This window comes from Pseudonocardia hierapolitana, from assembly GCF_007994075.1.
GTDB classification, from domain to species: domain Bacteria; phylum Actinomycetota; class Actinomycetes; order Mycobacteriales; family Pseudonocardiaceae; genus Pseudonocardia; species Pseudonocardia hierapolitana.
Window position 1 is genome coordinate 7,520,921 of sequence record NZ_VIWU01000001.1, and the last position, 17,368, is coordinate 7,538,288.

At 72.7% G+C, this 17,368-nt stretch carries 12 protein-coding genes; 8 read left to right on the plus strand and 4 right to left on the minus strand.

Annotated elements, in window-relative coordinates:
- Window positions 1–90: 90 nt before the first annotated feature.
- Both FHX44_RS35520 and FHX44_RS35525 read right to left on the minus strand, forming a co-directional pair.
- Entirely contained in the window at window positions 91–906 is an 816-nt protein-coding gene (locus FHX44_RS35520) for an SWIM zinc finger family protein (RefSeq protein WP_147259773.1), read from the minus strand.
- Complete coding sequence (locus tag FHX44_RS35525) at window positions 899–4,021, minus strand: DEAD/DEAH box helicase (protein ID WP_147259774.1); 3,123 nt, start codon at window positions 4,019–4,021, stop codon at window positions 899–901. Before FHX44_RS35525 ends, FHX44_RS35520 begins: the two co-directional genes overlap by 8 nt.
- Window positions 4,022–4,186: 165 nt before the next feature.
- Here FHX44_RS35525 and FHX44_RS35530 point away from each other — a divergent pair, with 165 nt between their 5' ends.
- Window positions 4,187–5,170, plus strand: coding sequence for a mannonate dehydratase (locus tag FHX44_RS35530; protein WP_212612797.1), 984 nt, complete (start codon window positions 4,187–4,189; stop codon window positions 5,168–5,170).
- 23 nt (window positions 5,171–5,193) lie between these two features.
- On the opposite strand, the gene FHX44_RS35535 is transcribed toward FHX44_RS35530, so the two are convergent.
- Window positions 5,194–5,910 (minus strand): MBL fold metallo-hydrolase, encoded by a 717-nt coding sequence (locus tag FHX44_RS35535; protein ID WP_147259775.1) that lies wholly within the window; start codon window positions 5,908–5,910, stop codon window positions 5,194–5,196.
- 101 nt (window positions 5,911–6,011) lie between these two features.
- On the opposite strand from FHX44_RS35535, the gene FHX44_RS35540 reads away from it, so the two are divergent.
- The 5 genes from FHX44_RS35540 (at window position 6,012) to FHX44_RS35560 (ending at window position 12,497) form a co-directional block, all read left to right on the plus strand.
- Complete coding sequence (locus FHX44_RS35540; RefSeq protein WP_246170765.1) at window positions 6,012–6,464, plus strand: TIGR03668 family PPOX class F420-dependent oxidoreductase; 453 nt, start codon at window positions 6,012–6,014, stop codon at window positions 6,462–6,464.
- A gap of 110 nt (window positions 6,465–6,574) precedes the next feature.
- Window positions 6,575–7,903, plus strand: a complete 1,329-nt coding sequence (locus FHX44_RS35545) for an ABC transporter substrate-binding protein (protein ID WP_147259776.1) — start codon at window positions 6,575–6,577, stop codon at window positions 7,901–7,903.
- A 41-nt stretch (window positions 7,904–7,944) separates the two neighbouring features.
- A complete protein-coding gene (locus FHX44_RS35550) occupies window positions 7,945–8,862 on the plus strand; it encodes a carbohydrate ABC transporter permease (RefSeq protein ID WP_147259777.1) in 918 nt (305 codons plus the stop codon).
- Window positions 8,859–9,686 carry a carbohydrate ABC transporter permease gene (locus FHX44_RS35555; RefSeq protein ID WP_212612798.1) on the plus strand — a complete coding sequence of 276 codons (828 nt, stop codon included), beginning with the start codon at window positions 8,859–8,861 and terminating at the stop codon, window positions 9,684–9,686. The genes FHX44_RS35550 and FHX44_RS35555 overlap by 4 nt, the downstream gene beginning before the upstream one ends.
- Before the next feature lie 15 nt (window positions 9,687–9,701).
- On the plus strand, window positions 9,702–12,497 hold the full coding sequence (locus FHX44_RS35560) for a glycoside hydrolase family 78 protein (protein WP_147259778.1): 2,796 nt from the start codon (window positions 9,702–9,704) through the stop codon (window positions 12,495–12,497).
- Here the strand turns inward: FHX44_RS35560 and FHX44_RS35565 are convergent.
- Window positions 12,475–13,692, minus strand: a complete 1,218-nt coding sequence (locus FHX44_RS35565; protein ID WP_170309169.1) for an MFS transporter — start codon at window positions 13,690–13,692, stop codon at window positions 12,475–12,477. The genes FHX44_RS35560 and FHX44_RS35565 overlap by 23 nt on opposite strands.
- 160 nt (window positions 13,693–13,852) lie before the next feature.
- Here FHX44_RS35565 and FHX44_RS35570 point away from each other — a divergent pair, with 160 nt between their 5' ends.
- Window positions 13,853–15,583, plus strand: coding sequence for an ABC transporter ATP-binding protein (locus FHX44_RS35570; protein WP_147259779.1), 1,731 nt, complete (start codon window positions 13,853–13,855; stop codon window positions 15,581–15,583).
- A complete protein-coding gene (locus FHX44_RS35575; RefSeq protein WP_147259780.1) occupies window positions 15,580–17,319 on the plus strand; it encodes an ATP-binding cassette domain-containing protein in 1,740 nt (579 codons plus the stop codon). Before FHX44_RS35570 ends, FHX44_RS35575 begins: the two co-directional genes overlap by 4 nt.
- The last annotated feature ends 49 nt before the right edge of the window (window positions 17,320–17,368 follow it).

A 17,368-nucleotide genomic window follows, 5' to 3' on the forward strand; every position in this document is an offset into this window, starting at 1 on the left:
CTGGCCCGGCCGGGGCCGACATTGCCTTCGGCCGCCACGACCCGGCGCACCACCCAGGTGCCCTTGATGGCTCCCAGCGGGATGACTCGTCTAGATCTCCGCGCCGAGCGCCCGGTAGGCCGGGCGCAGCAGCTCGGCGGCCTGCTCGCCGCGGATCTCGATCGGGAACGGAGGCACCTGGTCGAGCAGGGCGTCCGGCGGGGTGCGCGGACCGGCGAGCTGCTCTGGCAGCTCGCCCGACGCCCAGAACCGGTCCATGACCTGGGCGAGGTCCTCCCCGTACGCGGGTGCGGGGGCCGCCGAGCGCCGGGCGCGCAGCTCCTCCAGCAGCGCGTCGCGGTGACGTCCGCGCAGCGCGAGGATCTGGAACGGGTCGGCGTCGAACCGCTCGGCGAGTACGTAGCAGACCGCCGCGAGGTGCTTGCACGGCACCGCGTAGTCGGGGCAGCTGCAGTCCATCGCGAGATCGCGCTCGTTCGCCGGGAAGAGCGAGAGCCCCACCGCCTCGAAGACGCGCTCGATGTCGCGCGGCATCTCCCCGTTGAGGAGGGCCGCCGCGTACGAGGCGTCGTCGGTGAGGGCCTGCGCCACCGCCGCCCACTCCGCCTTGCCGAACGCGGGCACCCCGATCCGCACCTGGTAGGGCTGCGGCCGCGAGCCCTGGACCTGCGCGACGGCGCCGCCCACGTCGATGTCGAGGGAGACGATCTGCCCGGCGCGGGCGTAGCTGCGGCCCCGGGACAGCCGCCCGCCCACCCCGAGCGACTCCAGCACGGACAGGAAGCGCTGCGACCACCAGGTGCGCGCCACCGGGCCGCGGGTGCTGTTGATCTGGATGCCGCCCTCGACCCGGCGCGGGCGGGAGGGCTCGGCGTCGCGCCACCAGAAGGGATCCGGGTCAGGCATCCTCGGCCTCCTCCTCCTGGAGGGCCTCGCCGCCGAGCGTGAACAGCTCCCGCAGCGACTCGGTGGACAGCTCCGTGAGCCAGCCCTCGCCGTCGCCCACGACCATGGAGGACAGGGCCTTCTTCTTCGTGATCAGCTCGTCGATGCGCTCCTCGACCGTGCCCGGGCACACGAACTTGCGCACCTGCACGTTGCGCCGCTGGCCGATGCGGAAGGCGCGGTCGGTGGCCTGGTTCTCGACGGCCGGGTTCCACCAGCGGTCGAGGTGGATCACGTGGTTGGCGGCGGTGAGCGTGAGGCCGGTGCCGCCCGCCTTGAGCGAGAGCAGCATGATCGGTGGGCCGTCCCCGGCCTGGAAACGCGTGACCATCTCGTCGCGCCGCTTCTTCGGGGTGCCGCCGTGCAGGAACGCGACGTCGGTGTCGAAGCGGGCCGACAGGTGCGGGACGAGCATGTGGCCGAACTCGGTGAACTGCGTGAAGCACAGCACGCGGTCGCCTTCGTCGAGGATCTCGGCGAGGATCTCCTCCAGCCTGATGATCTTGCCGGAGCGGCGGCCCACCGGGGAGCCGTCGTGCAGCAGCTGCGCGGGGTGGTTGCAGACCTGCTTGAGCTTGGCCATCGCGGCGAGGACGTTGCCGCGCCGCTCGATGCCCTCGGTGTCCTCGATCTTCTCCAGCATGTCGTCGACGACGGTGCGGTAGAGCGACGCCTGTTCGCGGGTGAGCCGGTAGTGCTGGGTGACCTCGATCTTGTCGGGCAGGTCGTCGATGATCGTGGGGTCGGTCTTGACCCGGCGCAGCAGGTAGGGACGGGTGACGCGGCGCAGCAGCGCGGCCGTGTCCTTGTTGCCGTGGCGCTCCACCGGGATCGCGTAGCGGATGCGGAAGCTGTCGGCGGAGCCGAGCAGGCCGGGGTTGAGCACGTCCATGATCGACCAGAGCTCGGAGAGCCGGTTCTCCACCGGGGTGCCGGTGAGGGCCACGCGGTGCTCCGCGGTGAACCGGCGCACGGCGCGGGCGTGGGTGGCCCGGCTGTTCTTCACGGCCTGCGCCTCGTCGAGCACGAGCCGCCGCCACGCCACCTGCGCGAGATCGTCACCGTCGCGAGCGGCGGTGGCGTAGGTGGTGACGACGAGGTCGGCATCCGCGACGGCCGTCAGGAGTGCCTCGCCGTGGGCGCGGCCTGCACCGTGGTGGGCGAGCACGCGCAGGTCGGGCGCGAACCGCGCGGCCTCCCGCTGCCAGGTGCCGACCAGCGACATCGGGCAGACCAGCAGCGTGGGCGCGCGCCGCTCCTGCGCTCGTTCGCAGGCCTCGAGCGCGAGCAGCTGGACGGTCTTGCCCAGCCCCATGTCGTCGGCGAGGCAGGCACCGAGCCCGAGGGCGGACAGGAACGCCAGCCACGACACGCCGCGCTGCTGGTAGGGGCGCAGCTGGGCCTGGAAGCTCGGCGGCGGCTCGATCGGGCTGATCGTCTGCTCCGCGGTGCCGGCGAGCAGCTCGCCGATCCAACCGTCGGCCCGGATGTCGGTGACCGGGAGCGGCACCTCCCCGTCGTCCCAGTCGTCGGGGTGGCGCTGGGCCAGCGCGAGGATCTCGGCGGCGGTGCCCCCTCCCGCCACACCCGCGTCCGCGTCGCGGCGGGTGCGGGCCCGGCGCAGGAACTCCAGGCCCTTGCGCAGCCGCTCGACGTCGACGCTCACCCAGCGGCCGCGCAGCCGCACGAGCGGCGCCTTGGTGGCGACGAGCTCGCTGATCTCCTCCTCGGACAGCTCCTCGTCGCCCACCGCGATCGACCAGCGGAACTCCGCGAGCTGCTCGCGGCCGAGGCCGCTGCGGGTGAGCACGCGGTCGGCGGGTGTGCTGCGGGCGGAGAGGGTGAGCCCCACCCGGCGCGCGCCGTCCCAGCCGCGCGGAAGCTGCACCCCGAACCCCGCCTCGACGAGCAGCGCGGCGCGGGTGGTGAGGAACTCGTGGGCGTCGTCGACGGTGAGGTCGAGGTGGCCGGGCCGGGCCTGACGCAACGCCCTGGCGAGCGCCGGGTACACCAGTGCCGCCCGGCCCAGCTCGGCCAGCAGCAGCTCCTGCGGCTCGGCGAGCAGGCGCTCCGCAGCGCCGGCCCACACGTGCTCGGCGGGAACGAGCAGGCTCGGGTCGGCCGTGGACTGGAGCAGGAACTCCAGCACCCAGCGGGTGCCCTCCCCGGTCTGGTCGAGCGTGTCCGGCTCGGGATCGGACGGGTCGTGCAACGTGCTGATCTCCGAGAGCCGGAAGCAGGCCCGGCCCTCGCCGGTGGTGTCGGCGCCGAAGGCGTCCCAGTCGGCCACGGCCTCCTCGAGCGCGGACAGCTCCGTGGCGGGGACGGCGGCGTCGAGGCGGCCGTCGGCGGTGAGCAGGGCGGCGAGCCACGCCTCGGTGACGGGCGGCGCGCCTGATGCGCGGCCGCGCCGCGGCGGGAGGAGGGTGACCGGCTGCGGGGCGCGGGCCAGGCGGTCGCGCACGGCGGCGTCGGTGAGCGCCTCGAGCGCGCCGGCCATCAGCTCGTGCGGGTCGGGCCCCGCGCCGGGGGCGAGCGCTTCCGCCCGCCCGACCGGCGGCAGCGCCGCGATGAGCGCGTCGAACGCGACGGCGTCGAGCCCCTGCACGACCGGCCGCCACCGGGCGAAGGCGTGGCCGCCGTGGCGGCGCAGGGTGGGCAGCACCCGGCCGCGGGCGGCGAGGTCGGCCGCGAGCGCGGCCACGGCGCGCAGGTGCGCCACGGAGGCGCCGTAGCGCGCCTCGTCGGCCGGGTCCTCCAGCTCGGCGGCGTCGACGGCGAGCGCGGGCACCGTCCAGGCGCGCAGCACGGGACCGCCGCGGGGCGCCCCGTTCCGTCCGGCACCGCGCACCAGCTCGGGCGAGGCGAGCGGCCCGCCCGGGCGCGAGGGCAGCAGGAGCGTGGCTGTGGCCGGCTTGCCCGGGTGCAGCGCCGCGAGCGCGGACACCGGCGCCGCGAACGGGTGCGGCCGCGCGGGGCGCATCGACCGGCTCGACGAGCCGGCGGGCCGATCGCCGTCCTCGGCCCAGAGCAGCACCCCGCGGCCCGGGGACCAGAGGGCGTGGACGGCGAGCACGGGATCAGGCTACGGAGGTGCCCCGACAACCGGTGGTGGCGGGCGCGCGCGGGGTGCTCCGGTGGTGCGGGGTGTGGAGCCGCGCCGGTGCTGGGCGGTACGGTCGCCCACGGGTTCAGTTGGGCGGGATCGCGTTCTGCGTAGCGGAACAGAGGAGGGTGATCGGTGAGGATCGCGGAGATGCTGCCGGCGGACCAGGCGGGCGGCAGCCTCTGGCCGCTGATGCGGCAGGCCGGCGTGACCGACGCGGTCGGCACGCTCCCCGGCGACCCCCGGCCCCGCCCGGGACACGAGGCGCCGTGGGACTACCTCCCCATGGTCCGCGCGAAGGACCTCTACGAGCGCAACGGATTCGACCTGGGCGTGATCGAGTGGCGCCCGCCGTTCAACCTCGCCAAGCGTGGGCTGCCCGGCCGCGACGAGGAGATCGAGAACGTCTGCACGTTGCTGCGCAACATGGGCAGGCTCGGGATCCCGGTGTGGTGCTACGAGTGGATGACCGATCGCAACTGGGTGCGCACGAGCACGGCCGTCCCGTCGCGCGGCGGGTCGACCGTCACCGGGTTCGACCGGGCCGTCTTCGAGGCCGGACCGCCGCCCCCGCTCGGCACGATCTCCGAGGAGCAACTCTGGGAGAACCTGGAGTACTTCCTCGCTCGGGTGCTGCCCGTCGCGGAGGAGGCGGGCGTGCGCCTCGCGATGCACCCGGACGACCCGCCGATCTCGCCGCTCGGCGGCATCGGGCGGATCATGTCGAGCGTCGACGGGTTCCGGCGGCTGCTGGAGATCTCCGACAGCCCCATGAACGGCATCACGTTCTGCCAGGGCAACTTCCGCCTCATGACCGACGACCTGCCGGGCACCATCCGCGGCCTCGGGGACGGCGGCAAGATCTTCTTCGTCCACTTCCGGGACGTCGAGGGCACGGTCGACCACTTCGTCGAGACCTGGCACGACGCAGGCCCCACCGACATGCGGGCCTGCGTCGAGGCCTACCACGGCATCGGGTTCGACGGCCTGATGCGGTCGGACCACGTGCCGACGCTGCACGGTGAGGTGGGTGCCCAGGCCGGATACGGCGTGCTCGGCAGGCTGTACGCCGTCGGCTACATCCGCGGCCTCATCGAGGGAACCACCGCACGCGGGTAGGCACCCGGTGCAGCTGCCGACGGTCAGGCGGTGAGCGACTTCGCGAGGAAGCGTCGAACCGCGTCGCGGGCACCGCCGACGATCTCCGGGCCGTGGGTGAAGGCCACACGGTCGTACTCCAGCTCGCCCAGTACGTGTGCGGTGCGCTTGGTCATCCGGAAGTCGGTGCAGAAGAACCGGGGCGGGTAACGCATGCCGAGCACGTTGAAGATCGCGTCACCGGTGATCAGCGTGCGCGTCGGCTGGTGCAGGAGCGAGATGTGCCCGGGGGAGTGACCGGGCGTCGCCACCACGCGCAGCCCGCCCGCGACGTCGAGCACCTGCCCGTCGGTGAGCTTCTCGCCGACACCCACGGCCGGGAACCGCCCGTCCTGCAGCCGCGCGAAGACCCGGCCCACCGAGTACGACTTGTCGTTGGGCGGGGACTCGCCCGACTCGACGAACCCGGCGTCGTCGGCGTGCACCGCCAGCGGCGCGCCCGTGCGGTCCGCCATCTCCTTCGCGCCGCCCGCGTGGTCCGGGTGGGCGTGGGTGAGCACGATCCGCTGCACGTCGGCGGGGTGTTTCCCGAGCGCGGCCAGCCCGGCGACGATCCGCGCGGGCGCCCGTTCGACACCCGTGTCCACGAGGGTGACCGACCCGTCGCCGTCGACGAGGGCGAACGAGTTGACCGCCCACGACCCGACGGTGGGGATGCGGAACACACCCGGTGCGACCGCCACGGCGGGGGGAGGAGCCATGCGGCCGCAGCGTAGCCGGGACGGACTGGCAGGGACCCCAGGAGCGGGCCCCGGTTCTCTCCCGGTCGCGCCGAGCGGATCCTCCGGCCACACTCCGCGAGGTGCCCGCCCTCGACCCCGCCGCGATGCGCTCCCTCGCCGCCGCCGCCCCGGTGGCCCGGCTGGCGACCCTGCGCCCCGACGGCACCCCGCGGCTGGTTCCGATCACGTTCGTGCTCGTGGACGGCCTGATCTGCTCCGCGGTGGACGAGGTCAAGCCGAAGACGACCACCCGGCTCGCTCGCCTCGCCGACGTCGAGCGCGACCCGCGGGTGGGGATCGTCGTCGACCACTACGCCGACGACTGGTCGGCGCTGTGGTGGGTCCGGGTGGACGGCACGGCCGCGGTGCACGGGGGCGGCCGGCTGCGCGAGCGGGCGCTGGACGCGCTGGTGGCGAAGTACCCGCCGTACGCGGTGGCGCCGCCGTCGGGTCGGGTCCTCGTGGTCACGCCGACGCGCTGGGCCGGCTGGTCAGCCACCTCTCCGACCAGCGGTGAAACCTTTCACTGCTGATCCTCTTCAGTGCCGTGGTCCAAGCTGTGACTTGACGTGCATCACATGCGCCCTTAGGGTCGCCGCAGCATCTGAAACGTTTAAATTCCCGTCCTGACAAAGAGGTCCAGATGAGGAAGCAGACATCTCCGCGCGGTCGTCTGCGGATGATCGCGCTCGCGGCCGGCGTCGCGCTGGCCCTCGCCGGCTGCAGCGCCGGCAGCCTCGGTTCGAGCGGAGGCGGGGACGGGGTCTCGCTGACCTTCCTCGTCACCAGCAACGAGAACACGGTTCGCGCCGCGAAGAGCGTGGCCGAGGCCTTCACGGCACAGAACCCGGGCGTGACCGTCGACGTCGAGACCCGGCCCGGCGGGTCCGAGGGCGACAACATCATCAAGACCCGCCTCGCGACCGGCGACATGACCGACCTGTTCCTCTACAACTCCGGGTCGCTGTTCCAGGCCATCGGGCCGGTGCAGAACCTGGTGCCGGTCACCGACCAGCCCTGGGTCGCGCAGCTCGAGGACAACTTCAAGCGGGTCGTGACGGCCGACAACCAGGTGTACGGCTCGCCGTTCGGCCCCCAGATGACCGGCGCCGTCCTCTACAACAAGAAGGTCTACGCCGAACTCGGCCTGCAGGTCCCGCGCACGTGGGACGAGTTCATGGCGAACAACGCCGCCGTGAAGGCCGCCGGCCTCGTGCCGGTCATCCAGACCTACGGTGACACCTACACCTCCCAGCTGTTCGTCCTCGGCGACTTCCACAACGTCGCCGCGGCCGAGCCGGACTTCCCCGAGCGCTACACCGCAGGCCAGGCGAAGTACGCCACCTCCCCGGCCGCGCTGAAGGGCTGGCAGCACCTGCAGGAGCTGCACGACCTCGGCTACTACAACGAGGACTTCCCCACCGCCAAGCTGGAGGACGGGCTGCGCAAGCTCGGGGCGGGCGAGGGCGCGCACTACCCGATGCTCAGCAACGCCATCGCCACGCTCGCCGTCACCTCGCCCGAGGGCGCCCGGGACATCGGCATCTTCCCGATACCCGGCGCCGACCCCGCGAAGAACGGGCTGACCGTCTGGTCCCCGTCGGGCATCTACATCCCCAAGACGACCGAGGGGGCGGAGCTGGAGGCGGCCAAGAAGCTGCAGGCGTTCATCGCCAGCCCTGCCGGATGCGACGCGCAGTCCGCGGGCTCCACGCCCACCGGCCCGTACGCGGTGGACGGGTGCGAGCTCCCCGCCGACGTCGTGCCGGCCACCATGGACTTCCAGGGCTACATCGACGCCGGGACCTACAGCCCCGCGCTGGAGTTCCTGTCGCCGATCAAGGGTCCGGCCCTGGAGCAGATCACCGTCGAGGTCGGGTCCGGCATCCGCCCGGCCGCCGACGGGGCCGCCCTGTACGACCAGGACGTCCGCAAGCAGGCCCTCCAGCTGGGGTTGCCCGGGTGGGACTGAGTGGTCCGCTAGCGACACGCCCGGAGGGCGACCAGATGGCCATGACGACGACGAGCACCGCCGCCCCCCGCGGGGCGGCGAGTGCTCCGCCGGCCGGGCGGCGACCGCGTAGCGCCTACCCGACCTGGTTCTACCTGCCGGCCGCGATCATCTACACGATCTTCTTCCTGGTCCCGACGTTCGCCTCGTTCTACTTCAGCCTCACCCGCTGGAGCCTGTTCGAGTTCGAGTTCATCGGGCTGGAGAACTTCGTCCAGTTCTTCCGGGAACCGGCGCTCGTCACCGGCATGATCAACACGATCATCTACGGGGTCGTCACGTCGGCTCTCAAGGTCGTGCTCGGCCTGCTGCTCGGCGTGCTGCTGACCTCGCAGATCATCGCGCGCGGCTTCCTGCGCTCCGTGGTGTTCTTCCCGGTGCTGGTCAGCACCATCGGCGTCGGGATCACCTTCCAGGTGCTGATGGACCCCTTCGGCGGCCCGATCAACGAGGCGCTCGCCGCCATCGGGATCACGGGGCCGGGCTGGCTCACCGACCCGTCCCTCGCGCTGCTGTCGGTGGCGCTGGTCGACGTGTGGAAGGGCGTCGGGCTCGCCACCGTCATCTACATCGCAGGCATCGTCTCGATCCCGCAGGAGTACTTCGAGGCGGCGCGGGTGGACGGCGCCGGCCCGCTGCACCAGTTCCGGCACGTGCTGCTGCCGCTGGCCCGCCCGGCGACCGTCACCGTGATCATCCTGTCGCTGATCGGGGGCCTGCGGTCGTTCGACCTGATCTGGGCGATGACCCGCGGCGGGCCCGGTTTCACCTCCGACGTGATCGCCTCGGTGATCTACAAGCAGTACCAGGCCGGCTTCTACGGCCTCTCCACCGCCGGGAACGTCCTGCTGTTCGTCCTGGTCACCGCGATCGTCCTGCCGCTCTCGCGGTTCCTCAACCGCAAGGAGGTCGAACTGTGAGGACCGCGACGCGCTACTGGCTCGGCACGGCGGCCATCCTCGTGTTCGCCGTGGTGTTCATCGTGCCGTTCGTGTTCATCCTCGTCACCGCGATGAAGAACCAGCAGGAGGCGGGCCTGCTGGAATTCACGTGGCCCTCCGAGATCGCGCTGCTGGACAATCTGCGCGAAGCCCTGGAGGCGCGCGACTACATCCTCATCATCGCGTTCGTCAACAGCACGATCCTCACGGTCTCCAGCGTGGCGATCATGGTGATCATCGCGGCGATGGTCGGGTTCGTGCTGCAACGGCGCCCGAGCCGTTGGAGCGGGTACGTCAACTTCCTCGTGCTGGCCGGGCTGATCATCCCGCCCGCGGTCGTGCCCACGATCTGGGTGCTGCAGGGGATGGGGCTCTTCCGCACCATGACCGGGCTGATCCTGGTCGAGGTCGCGTACGGGCTGTCGTTCTCGATCCTGCTGTTCCGGGCGTTCATCGCGACCGTGCCCCGGGAGCTGGACGAGGCCGCGATCATCGACGGCGCCGGGCCGCTGCGGCTGTTCTTCCGCGTGATCTTCCCGCTGCTGCGGCCGGTGGCGGTCACCGTGATCGTCGTGCAGTCGGTGGTGGTCTTCAACGACTTCACCCACCCGCTGTACTTCCTGCCCGGTGAGCAGAACGCCACCGTGCAGCTCACGCTCTACAACTTCCAGAGCCAGTACGAGACGCAGTACAACCTGCTGTTCACGAACATCCTGCTCATCACCATTCCACCGCTCGTGATGTACCTGTTCTTCAACCGCCAGATCGTCGCCGGAATGACCGCCGGCGCCATCAAGGGTTAGTCGAAGGGAAAATCTGTGCCGTCCGTCGTCCGGATCACCGCCGAGTACGCCACCGATCGGACCACCGTCGCCACCCCGCGCCCCCGCCTGTCCTGGGTAACCGAGTCCGACACCGCCGGATGGCTCCAGGCGGGCGCCGAGGTGGAGCTCGACGGCGCCCACACCGTCCGGCTGGACGGGCGTGACTCCGTGCTGGTCGACTGGCCCTTCGACCCCCTCGAGCCCGGCGGTGTGCACACCGTCCGGGTCCGCGTCACGGGCGAGGACGGCGTGGCGTCGGAGTGGAGCGAGCCGCACGAGATCGTGGCCGGGTTCGTGCCGGAGGGCGGCTGGACCGCGCAGCTGGTGGGCCTCGCCGACCCGGCGGTGGAAGGGCAGCCCGCCCTCGTGCGGGCCGGGTTCACCGTCGACGGCCCCGTGCGTCGCGCCACCCTCTACGCCACGGCCCACGGCGTCTACCAGGTGGAGGTCAACGGACACGAGGTCGACGACGAGGTCCTCAAGCCCGGCTGGACGCCCTACGAGCAGCGGTTGCTGCACGAGACCACGGACGTCACGGCGCTGCTCGCCGTCGGCGAGAACGCGGTGGGCGTGTCGCTCTCGGGTGGCTGGTACTGCGAGCGGTTCGGCTTCCGGGAGGCGGAGCTGCACTACGGGCCGCAGCCCGCGGTCGCCGTCCAGCTGGTGATCGAGTACGCCGACGGGCGCACCGCCACCGTCGCGAGCGGGCCGGAATGGCGGGCGACCGCGGAGGGGCCGATCACCGCGGGCGGCATCTACGCCGGGGAGTCGTACGACGCCCGGCGCGCGCTGCCCGGCTGGTCCGCTCCCGGCTTCGACGACTCCGGGTGGGCGCCGGTGCGGGTGGACGAGACGACCGTGGTGCCCGAGGCCCGCAGCGCCCCCGGCGCCCGGCGCACCGAGGAGCTGCCGGTCCGAGAGGTGCTGACCTCCCCGAGCGGGGCCACCATCCTCGACTTCGGGCAGAACCTCGTCGGCTGGCTGCGGATCACGGTGAGCGGCGAAGCCGGCCATGAGATCGTGCTGCGCCACGCCGAGGTGCTCGAGCACGGGGAGCTGTGCACCCGGCCGCTGCGCAGGGCCGAGGCCACCGACCGCATCACGCTCGCCGGTGGCGGCCAGGAGATCTGGGAGCCGCGCTCGACGTTCCACGGGTTCCGCTACGTGCAGGTCGAGGGCTGGCCCGGCGAGCTGGACCCGGCGGACCTCGTCGCTGTGGTGGTGCACACCGACATGCGCCGGACGGGGTGGTTCGAGAGCTCGTCCGAGCTGGTCGACCGGCTGCACGAGAACGTGGTGTGGGGGATGCGGGGCAACTTCCTGCACGTGCCCACCGACTGCCCGCAGCGCGACGAGCGGCTCGGCTGGACCGGCGACATCCAGGTCTTCTCGCCCACCGCCACCTACCTGTTCGACAGCGACGGCTTCCTCGCCTCGTGGCTCACCGACCTCGCGCTGGAGCAGCGGGTGCAGGACGGCGTCGTGCCGTTCATCATCCCGAACGTCCTCGACCGCGCCGCCACGCCCGCCGCGGCGTGGGGCGATGCCGCCACCGTGATCCCGCACGTGCTGTACGAGCGGTTCGGCGACCGCAGCGTGCTGGCGGCCCAGTACGACAGCATGCGCGACTGGGTGGAGGTGCTGCTCGGGCTGGCCGGGCCGAGGCTGCTGTGGGAGGGCCGGTTCCAGTTCGGCGACTGGCTCGACCCCGCGGCACCGCCGGAACGCCCCGGCGACGCCACCACCGACCGGGACCTCGTGGCGAGCGCGCACCTGTTCCGCTCCACCGACCTGCTCGCCCGCGCCGCCGCACTGCTCGGCCGCGACGACGACGCCGCGCACTACCGGAAGCTGGCCGAGGACGTGCGCACCGCGTTCGTCCGCGAGTACGTCACGCCGGCCGGCCGGATGATGTCCGACACCCAGACCGCCTACGCGATGGCGCTGGTGTACGGCATCGTCACCGACCCCGGGGAGCGCCGCGTGATGGGCGAGCGCCTCGCCGAGCTCGTGCGGATCACCGGCTACCGGGTGGCCACCGGGTTCGTCGGCACGCCGATCGTGCAGGACGCGCTCACCGACGCCGGCCACCTGGACGCGGCCGCCCGGATGCTGCTGCAGACGCAGTGCCCGTCCTGGCTCTACCCGGTGACGATGGGCGCCACCACGATCTGGGAGCGCTGGGACAGCATGCTCCCGGACGGCACGGTCAACCCGGGCCAGATGACCTCGTTCAACCACTACGCGTTCGGCGCGATCGCCGACTGGTTGCACCGGGTCGTCGCGGGTCTCGCCCCGGGCGCCCCGGGCTACCGGGAGCTCGACATCGCCCCGCACCCGCTGCCCGGCCTGGACCGGGCGCGCACGGCGCACGAGACGCCGTACGGGCGCGCGGAGGCGGGCTGGGAGCGGCGCGGGGACACGATCGTCGTGGACGCGGTGGTGCCGGCCAACACCACGGCGACGGTGCGGCTGCCCGGCGGCGCCGAGCCGATCACGGTCGGCTCGGGCACCCACCGGTGGGAGGTCCCGGCGCCCGCGGCGAGCAACGGCCGCGGACCGGTCACCCTCGACACGTCGCTCGCCGAGGTGATCGACGACCAGGAGGCGTTCGACGTGCTCCTCGGCGCGGTCCGCGCGCGGGACGAGGCGAAGGTGCAGGAGCTCCTCGACCAGACGCGCTGGTTGCCGCACATGTCGCTGGGGCACGCCCTGGGACGCATGCCTGCTGAGATCCGCGAGGACGTCCGCACCGCGCTCGAGACGGTCAGCCGGGGACGGGCCGGGTAGCCCGCAGGCCGCCCGCGATCGCGCCCGCCACGGCGAGCACGGCGATCGCGACCAGCACGACGAGCAGCGGCGCCGTCCAGTCGCCCGTGGCGGCGTGGACGGCGCCGATCACCGGCGGCGCAGCGGCGGCGACCGTGTACCCGCCCCCCTGCACGAGCGCGGAGAACCTCCGGCTCTCCGCGGCGTCCCTTGCCGCCTGCACGACCAGCGAGAAGATCACCACCAGGCCCCCGCCCTGGGCGAACCCGCCGACAATGCACCATGCCGTCCAGAGTTGGGGCGCGAGGAGCATGCCGAGCGGGATCGTCGTCCACGCGGCGCACACGACGAGCACGGTGGCGCGCGGGCCGGCGTAGCGCAGCAGCACCGGCACGCCGAACGCGCCGCCGAGCGCGGCGATCTGGAAGACCGAGGCGGCCGCGCCCGCCGTGACGGGGGGCATCGCGAGCTCGTCGCGCAGGAGCTGCGGGAGCCACGCCGTCACGCCGTAGTAGGCGAACGCCTGCCCGGCGAACGCGACGGTGAGGACCCAGGCCACCGGTCGGCGCCACCACGCCGTGGGCGCGGTGGCGGACGTGTCCTGGGCGGGTGCAGGTTCCGGGTCCCGGCCGCGGGTCGCCCACCACCAGACCACGGCGGCCACCACGACCAGCGCGCCCCAGCTCGCGAGCGCGGTGCGCCAGCCGGTGACGCCCGCGATCGGCACGGTCAGCGACAGGGTGAGCATCGACCCGACGTTCAGCGCGGCGGTGTAGGCGCCGAGGACCGCACCGGCGTGCCGGGTGAGGTCGCGCCCGATCACCACGGGGACGGCCACGTTGCCCGCGGTGATCGCGAGACCGAGCAGCAGCGTGCCCGCGATCGCCGCGGGCAGGCCGTCGAGCGAGCGCACGAGGACCCCGGCGAGCAGGACGACGAGCGCGACGAGCACGCCCCGCGCGAGTCCCGCCCGCGCCAGGAACGCCGAGGCCAGGGGAGTGGCCAGCCCGAAGCACAGCACCGGGAGGCTCGTGAGGAGCCCAGCGGTCGCGGCGTCGATGCCCAGGTCGGAGCGGATCGGGTCGACCACCGCCGACACGGCCACGAGCGGTCCGCGCAGGTTCACCGCCAGCAGCAGGATCGCGGTGACCAGCAGAGCCGCCGGAACCGCGGGGGAGCCGGTCGCGGACGGTGAGCGGGGGCGCGCGGTGGTCACGTGACTCCATGCTCCTGCCCGAGACCTGCCGAGTCACGCGGAGGTGAGGGGACAGACAGCACGTGGCGTGCACGGAGCGGCACGAGAGGGGCGCCCGGTGGGCGCGATCCGTGGGGTGCACGTCGTGGCCGCCGCACGTGCTCGCAACGACCCTGGAGACGTGGCTGCCGGACTCCTCACGATCCTCGCCCGCGGGCGGTTCGCCCAGCTCGCCGGTCTGGGGGTTCTCCTGGTGGCGAGCTCAGCGGCCCCGTTGGCCGGTCCGCAGCTCCTGCGTTGCTTCATCGACGAGGCGGCCGCAGGCCGCCCGCTGTCGCTGCTGGCGCTGATCGCCGGGGGCTACGTCGTGGTCTCCTTCGTCCAACAGGCCATCGGCGTCGCGGTGGGGCAGGCGAGCGCGCACCTGGCGTGGGTGGCCGGCAACGACCTGCGGCACCGCGTGGCACGGCACGCCCTCGGGCTCGACCTGTCGTTCCACGAGCGGCATTCCCCCGGCGAGCTGATCGAGCGGACGGACGGCGACGTCACGGCGCTGTCGTCGTTCCTGTCGTCGTTCGTCGTCCACGCCGTCGGCAGCGCCCTGACACTGCTCGGTGTCCTGGTCGCCGTCTTCGTCGAGGACTGGCGGGTGGGGCTGGGGCTCACCGTCTTCGCGGTCGTCGCCGGGGCGGTGATCGGACGGCTGCGGCGATCCACCGTGCCGGCGGCGACCGAACGCCGGATCGCGGTGGCGGCACTCCTCGGTGAGATCGAGGAGCGTCTGGGTGGGGCGGAGGATCTGCGGGCGAACGGGGGTGGCGCGTTCGCGGTCCGGCGGTTCCGGCGCACGACGGCGCACCTCGTCGGGGTCTCCCGGCGGGCGTCGCTCGCCTCGAGGACCAACTGGGTCCTCACGCTCGCGGTCTTCGCCGCGGGCGGCGTGCTGAGCCTGTCGGCCGGAACCGCGCTGTTCCACACCGGGGCGATCACGTTGGGCACCGTGTACCTCCTGTTCAGGTACACCGACATGGTGCGCGAGCCGCTGGAGCGGATCTTCGAGCAGCTCCCGAAGGTCCAGGAGGCGATGGCCGGGTTCGCCCGCGTCGGGGAGTTGCTCGCGCAACGGTCGGCGGTGCCCGACGACGGCCGGGCAGCGCTTCCGCCCGGCCCGCTGTCGGTCGAGCTGGACGACGTCGGGTTCGCCTACCGGAAGGCGGCCCCCGTTCTCGACGGGCTCTCGCTGAGGATCGAGGCGGGCACGGTGCTCGGAGTCGTCGGTCGGACGGGTAGCGGCAAGACGACGTTGGCGAGGCTTCTGCTGCGACTGCTCGACCCGGTGGAGGGGACGATCCGCGTCGCCGGTACCGACGTGCGCGACGTGCGCATCGAGGAGCTGCGCAAACGCGTCGCGCTGGTGACGCAGGACGTCCAGCTCTTCGACGCGTCCGTGCGGGACAACCTCACGTTGTTCGGCGCTCACCGGACCGCTGACGAGGAGATGATCGATCTCCTCGACTCCCTGGGGCTCGGCCCGTGGTTCCAGGCCCTGCCCTCCGGTCTCGACACCTTCCTCGGCCCTGGCGGAGCCGGGGTCTCGGCCGGGGAGGCCCAGCTCATCGCCTTCGCGCGGGTGTTCCTGCGGAACCCGGGGCTGGTGGTGCTCGACGAAGCCACCTCGCGGCTGGATCCGGCGAGTGAGGCCCGCATCGAGCGGGCCGTCGACAGGCTGTTCGCCGGACGGACGGCGATCGTGATCGCACACCGCCTCGGCACCCTCGACCGGGCCGACCGGATCCTGCTGCTGGAGCGCGGCCGGATCGTCGAGCAGGGCTCGAGACGAGCGCTGGCCGACGACCCCGGATCCCGCTTCGCAGGGCTGCTCGCGATGGCATCGGGGAGCACGCCGCGATGACGGGCGAACAGCTCTCGACCTGGCGGGTGGCGCGCCGCCTGGCCGCGTACCGCCCGGGCACGTTCCTGCTCTCGCTCGCATTCTTCGTGGCGGCGAGCTCGTCGATGTTGCTGGTCGGATGGCTCCTGCAGCAGATCTTCGACGCGATGAGCGGTGACAGGCCGGCCGGGATCGGCGTCCACGGGGTCATCGCGGTGCTGGCCGCCGTCGAGCTGGTCCGGATCGCCGCTCACTGGGGCGGTGTGGTGCGGATCTTCTACCTGGAGCAGCTGCGCGGACTGCTCCGGCTCAACATGCTGCGCGCCCAGATGGCCAGTGGCGGCGCGGAGGCATGCTCCTTGCCCGCCTCTTCCGGCGAGGCCGTCAGCCGTTTCCGGGACGACGTCGACGACTTCCTCGGGTTCCTCGACATCGCTCTCTTCGTCGCCGGCGAGCTGGTGTTCGCCGCCGGCGCGATCACGGTGATGCTGACGATCGATCCACTGATGACCGTGTCGGTGGTGCTCCCGTTGGCCACCGTCGTGATCTCCACCCGGATGGCGAGCAGGAAGATCCGGAAGCGCCGTGCCGCATACCGCCGCGCGACGGCGGAGGCGACGGGGCTGTTGGGTGCGATGTTCGGCGCGGTGCTCACGGTCAAGACGGCGCACGCAGGCGGTGGGATCGTGGACCGACTCGCCGAGTACGACGAACGCCGTCGTCGCGCCGGTCTGCGCGATCAGCTCGGCACCCAGATGATCGACACCTTCAGCCGCGTCACGGTCAGCCTGAGCACCGGGCTGGTCCTGCTGCTGGCGATACCCGCATCGGGGTCGGGCGACTTCACCGTGGGCGACCTCGCCCTGTTCGCGAGCTACGTCGGGACGCTGGTGGCGATGCCGCGCTACGCCGGTCGCCTGCTCGCCGGCCACCGGCAGGCCGGTGTCGCGGTCGAGCGGATGGCGGCGCTCCTCCCCGGCGCCTCACCGGAGCGACTGGTCACCCACCGGCCGCTGTTCGACGAGGATCTCCCGCACGGAACGCCCGCCCGGGCGGCCGGCGTGCTGCGGCGGCTGGACGTTCGTGACCTGACGGCGGTCCACCCGGGTTCCGGGCACGGCGTTCGGCACGTCGAACTGACCTCGGTCCGCGGGTCCTTCGTGGTCATCACCGGCCCGGCGGGTGCGGGCAAGACGACGTTGCTGCGCGCCCTGCTCGGACTCATGCCCATCCAGGGCGGAGAGGTGCTCTGGAACGGCGAGCCGGTCGAGGACCGATCAGGGTTCTTCGTGCCGCCGCGGTGCGCCTACGTGCCGCAGGTACCGCGGCTGTTCAGCGAATCGCTGCAGGACAACCTGCTGCTCGGCTCGGACGACACCGCCGGCGTGACGGCGGCGCTGCGCACCGCGGTGTTCGACGCCGACGTCGCCGCCATGCCGGAGGGGTTGGCGACCGCGGTCGGCACCCGCGGTGTGCGGCTGTCGGGAGGGCAGATCCAGCGGGCAGCCCTGGCGAGGGCGCTCGTTCGCCGACCGGACCTGCTGGTCCTCGACGACGTCTCCAGCGCACTGGACGTGCACACCGAACGGCAGTTGTGGGACAGGTTGCTCGCACGGCGGGACCGCACGCTGATCGTCGTCTCGAACCGCCCGGCGACGATCAGCCGCGCGGATCAGGTCATCCGGCTCGAAGGCGGCCGCGAGTCCCCCTCGCCAGAGCAGAGCACGGACCTGCGCGCCCGCGACGCCGCCGCGTAGCGCCGGCCCGATGGCGCGAACCGAGGGGTGAGCGTCGTGGACGACGCGA